General features: G+C 54.0%; 5 protein-coding genes. All 5 read left to right on the forward strand.

What is annotated here, in order from left to right; genetic code table 11:
- On the forward strand, positions 1-1,733 hold a 1,733-nt coding region (locus tag EZI54_RS24655; RefSeq protein WP_165495857.1), incomplete at its 5' end, for a hypothetical protein.
- 649 nt (positions 1,734-2,382) lie between these two features.
- Complete coding sequence (locus EZI54_RS23025) at positions 2,383-2,784, forward strand: hypothetical protein (RefSeq protein ID WP_131484209.1); 402 nt, start codon at positions 2,383-2,385, stop codon at positions 2,782-2,784.
- An 8-nt stretch (positions 2,785-2,792) separates the two neighbouring features.
- Positions 2,793-3,230 carry a hypothetical protein gene (locus EZI54_RS23030; protein ID WP_131484210.1) on the forward strand — a complete coding sequence of 146 codons (438 nt, stop codon included), beginning with the start codon at positions 2,793-2,795 and terminating at the stop codon, positions 3,228-3,230.
- On the forward strand, positions 3,223-4,281 hold the full coding sequence (locus tag EZI54_RS23035) for a hypothetical protein (protein ID WP_165495858.1): 1,059 nt from the start codon (positions 3,223-3,225) through the stop codon (positions 4,279-4,281). The genes EZI54_RS23030 and EZI54_RS23035 overlap by 8 nt, the downstream gene beginning before the upstream one ends.
- A gap of 268 nt (positions 4,282-4,549) precedes the next feature.
- Positions 4,550-4,964, forward strand: a 415-nt coding sequence (locus EZI54_RS23040) for a hypothetical protein (RefSeq protein ID WP_131484212.1), incomplete at its 3' end; no start/stop codon positions are given.

A 4,964-nucleotide genomic window follows, 5' to 3' on the forward strand; every position in this document is an offset into this window, starting at 1 on the left:
CCGAATCGGCGGGGGACGCCAGTATCCGGGTATTCGGCGATATTCACCTGGAAGGCAGCGAGACGGCCGCGACGAGTCAGGTGGTGGCCTCTACCAATCGCCAGCGCGCTGCGGCTCAGGGCATTGCGGCGAACACCTCGGAAGAGGCGCTCTTGCTGGTCCTTCCTGACAATGAAAACATGGCCAAGGCCCTGAATGAACTGGCGGAGGCGGAGACCGCAATTGTGCTGGCCCAGAGAGGGGTGGCAAGCGCAGAAAAGGCAGCGGAGAGCACAAGTCAAGCAAGCACCGCACTGGCGCAACGCCTGCAAGAAGCCAAGAAAAATTACGCTGCCGCGGAAAATCGATTCGCGGCCCTGAACAAAAGGTTGGAGAGCCAAAAGCAATCGTTCGAATCGGCCAGATACCAATGGGATCAGGAGGCAGCTGGGGCAAGACAGGCTGTTTCTGATACGAAAAGCAGGTGGAGCTATAGGGCTCTGAATTCGCCGGTTCTGCCGGCGTTTGTGATGATGGTTGAGGCTTATAATGTTTCGGCCAATATTTCAGTCTACAGCGAGCTTGAGAGGGAGCGAGGAACAAGGCGCGCTGTGGCTGGAGTTGTTAGTGCAGGCTATGATGCCACGCTCGCTGCTGCATTGCTCGCAGAGCGCTTTCAACGTGCAATACCAAAGAGACTGGCGCCTTTGAGTCGCTTCATTACTGGAATGTCCGGCATCTTTGAAACAAGGGTTGGGGGATTGATTGGTCGCTTGTTGGCCTCTGTGGCAGGAGGTCCCGTTGTTTTCCGAACACTTTTCAGTGTTGCAGGTGCCTTTGTCACCGGGGTTATCTTTGTCAGCGATGCCATCTATCAGTTTGAACAAGGTAATACCGGAGCTGGTGTTGGAAGTAGCTTGATTGCCGCAGGCACTTTTGCAATGGGTCTCAATGGCCTACTGGCGAGTGGTAGTACTTTTCTGCTGCTCGGGCCAGGTGGGTGGCTTTTGCTTGGCATCGCACTTTGCATAGTTGGTGCGGTGACTGTGTGGTGGTTCACTGAAGATCCGTTCGAAACTTGGATGCGGCATGGCCCCTTTGGAGATCTGGGCGGAAAGTCTTATTTAAAAGATCCCAAGGAAGCTTATTACCGTCTCGTCAGTTTGCTCATGGGGGTTAATCTGAAGCTTGAGCCGAATTTGGGGCGCTCAGGTGGATTGGCAAGCCCCCGAGACAACGAGTGTGAAACGCCCGGTGTCATTGAGGCAAAACAGAGAGCGAATACGTGCTTGAGGGTTGAAAGTCCCATTCCCCAGTTATTTAAGAAACAAGGCCCGCTGGTGATCGAATCTCACCTGCGGATGGTGGAGATGCGGTCGCCGGCCAATTTGGGGCCGGGTATGGTCAAGCTCTGGCGACTATTTCCGCTGGATATTCCAAGGACCAGGGAAAGCATTCTTTACAGCGAGCCAACTGACAATGGATACCTTTTCTATCTGGAAGCGCCCGGGGTACATATGGAGGAACAAAAGGGCATGTTCGGAAACGTGGTCAGTCGGGAGATCGTGAAGTACTCATGGAGCGCCCGTGTCCAGATCCGCATTGGCAAGAAGGACGACCTGATGGTCTTCCCTGCGCCCTTACCGGACTCTTCATTAACGTACGATAGAAACAATGAAGAACATACCAAGCCGGATTTCTCCGAAACGGACAGAGTTTTCTGGTTCGATGAAAAGGTGGTTCAACGTGGGTAGTGTTTTCGAGAAGCAGAACCAAGCCGCTGTTCATTACGCGGAAACAGCATACCGGCCAGAGTGCATACCAGAGCAACCTTCACAGCGGGAGGATTATAACCAATCAGCTTTGGGGCGCGTCGGCACTGCACGTTTGCCATGGGGATACACCGAAACAGTTATCCCTTTGACCATTTTTTCTCAAGCTTCACCGGATTTACTTCGTCGACATGAAAAACATGGAGATCCATTAGAGGGTACTGGTTATCAGGGGAAAATGGACCACGAATGCTTTCGATATGCGCCTTTGGCCAAGCGATTTCAGATATTAAATTTAACTGAAATCATTTCCAGATTTATTATTATTATTTTTGGTCCTCTAATGATTTTGGGTTTTATTATAGGATCATTTCTTACATCCAAAAGTGATTACTGGCATAGTCTAATATACGATGACTGGCGCTCAAATGCTTTAATGTTTGGAATTCCAATTGGAGTTTGGGTTAGTTCTTGGGTTTTAGGTAAGCTGTGTTTAGGCTGGTTTCTGAAGGCAGGAAAAGGCCCTTTATGGGAGCTTAACCGCCGGACTGGCATGGTCACGGTTTGGACTTACCCCCCGAAATTCCCTTTCATTCCCCGCGGCAAGCCAAAGATCTTCAAGGCGCCGTTCGTGGAATTTGACGCCTGGGTCAGTACCCGTGGTGACCGGGCCGGGGTTCTGAATCGCCTCCATCTGTTCCATCGTTACAGCAAGTGCGAAGCAGGTGTGGGGGCTGTCGGTGGAGCGACCAGCATGCCCGAACCCTGCTACGCCCTTTGGGACTTCGTCCAGAACTACATGGACGTGACCCAGCCCTTGCCCGATATCCCGATCTGGGAAGCCTACCGCCACCTGGACCCGGTCACGGCCGAGCACGACCGGCAAACCAATCGCCCGGAACGCTACTGGCGCGATATGGACGACGATACCTTCAAGGCCTGTGAGCGCGAGATGCACTATCGAGTCCACGCACTGCGCACCCTGAGCCGGCCGAACATAATGGCTGAGAAGACGGTTTACGCGAGCTACTAGCACTCAAGTTGTTCGAGAATCAGGATCCGTTGGCGGTCGAATCTCACCTGTGCATGGTGGAAATGCGGTCGCCGGCCAATTTGGGGCCGGGCATGGTCAAGCTCTGGAGACTATTTCCGCTGGATATTCCAAGAACCAGGGAAAGCATTCTATACAGCGAGCCAACCGACAATGGATACCTCTTTTATCTGGAAGCGCCCGCGGTACATATGGAGGAGCAAAAGGGCCTGTTCGGAAACGTGGTCAGTCGGGAGATCGTGAAGTACTCGTGGAGCGCCCGTGTCCAGATCCGCATTGGCAAGAAGGACGACCTGATGGTTTTCCCTGCGCCCTTGCCGGACTCTTCATTAACATACGATAAAAACAATGAAGAACACACCAAGCCGGATTTCTCTGAAACGGACAGGGTTTTCTGGTTCGATGAAAAGGTGGTTCAACGTGGATAGTGTTGTAGAAATGCCGAGGCAGACAACTGGTTATTATGCCGATACCGCCTATCGACCAGATCGCATACCGGAGCAACCTCCCCAGCATGAGGACCATAACCAATCCGCGCTGGAGCGTTTTGGCACCGCGCGTTTGCCTTGGGGGAATACGGAACCGGTTGTACCCATTATTATTTTCGCGAAGGCCCCTCCCAAACTACTGCGCAGATATGAAAAATATGGGGATCCCCTGGAGGGCACTGGCTATCAGGGGCAGATGGATCACGAATGCTTTCGATATGCGCCGCTGGCCAGACGTTTCCAACTAATTAACTTAGTAGGTATTTTTTCGAAATTTGCAGTGATACTTCTGATTCCTTTTACAGTGGTCCTCTTAGTAATGGGGTTGCTATTTGGTCCCCATGAAATGGATTTTTGGAAAAGTTTAAGGGATGACTGGGTAAGCTTTACATTGATCTACGGAATACCTGTACTTACTTGGTTAATATCACTTTTCTTGACGAAGTTCTTTTTGAGCTGGTTCCTAAAAGCAGGAAAAGGCCCTCTATGGGAGCTGAACCGCCGCACCGGCATGGTCACCGTATGGACCTACCCTCCAAAATTTCCATTTATTCCCCGCGGCAAGCCTGAGGTCTTTAAAGCCCCCTTTGTGGAATTTGACGCCTGGGTCAGTACCCGTGGTGACCGGGCCGGGATCCTGAACCGTCTCCATCTGTTCCATCGTTACAGCAAATGCGAAGCAGCTGTGGGGGCTGTCGGTGGAGCGACCAGCATGCCTGAGCCCTGCTACGCCCTTTGGGACTTCGTACAAAACTACATGGACGTGACCCAGCCCTTGCCCGATATCCCGATCTGGGAAGCCTACCGCCACCTGGACCCGGTCACGGCCGAGCACGACCGGCAAACCAATCGCCCGGAACGCTACTGGCGCGATATGGAGGACGATACCTTCAAGGCCTGTGAGCGCGAGATGCACTATCGAGTCCACGCACTGCGCACCCTGAGCCGACCGAACATCATGGCCGAGAAGACGGTTTACGCGAGCTACTAGCACTCAAGTTGTCCGAGAATCAGGGACCGCTGGTGGTCGAATCTCACCTGCGTATGGTGGAAATGCGGTCGCCGGCCAATTTGGGGCCGGGTATGGTCAAGCTCTGGCGACTATTTCCGCTGGATATTCCAAGGACCAGGGAAAGCATTCTATATAGTGAGCCAACCGACAATGGGTACCTCTTTTATCTGGAAGCGCCCGGGGTACATATGGAGGAGCAAAAGGGCCTGTTCGGAAACGTGGTCAGTCGGGAGATCGTGAAGTACTCATGGAGCGCCCGTGTCCAGATCCGCGCATTTACGTGCCCACCCTGGCGGTGATGGCGGAGAGGTCTGCCCTGGGCGCTGCCTTCAGCGACTTGGCGCTGCGTATCGAACTGCCGGGCACCCAATCCGTGCGGGCCGACAACCTCGAATGGGTGGTGCTTGCCAAGCACGGTTCGGCCTGGGAGATCGACACCCGGGACTGGAACGAACGGGTGACCGTCGCCTCGCCGGAGGCCGATGTGGCCGCCCTGGAAGTCCACCTGCTGCCGAGCGAACTGGCGGCCATCGACGCCCTCTACGTCGTCTTGCGCTACAAGCCGGACGGCACCGCCCAGTGGCTGCCGGGGAAGCACTTCCATCTGGTGCTGGGGGAGCGGGGCAACACGCCGTCGGTAGCCGCCAACGAAACGACACACT

The sequence above is a fragment of the Marinobacter halodurans genome (genome assembly GCF_004327985.1).
GTDB lineage: Bacteria > Pseudomonadota > Gammaproteobacteria > Pseudomonadales > Oleiphilaceae > Marinobacter_A > Marinobacter_A halodurans.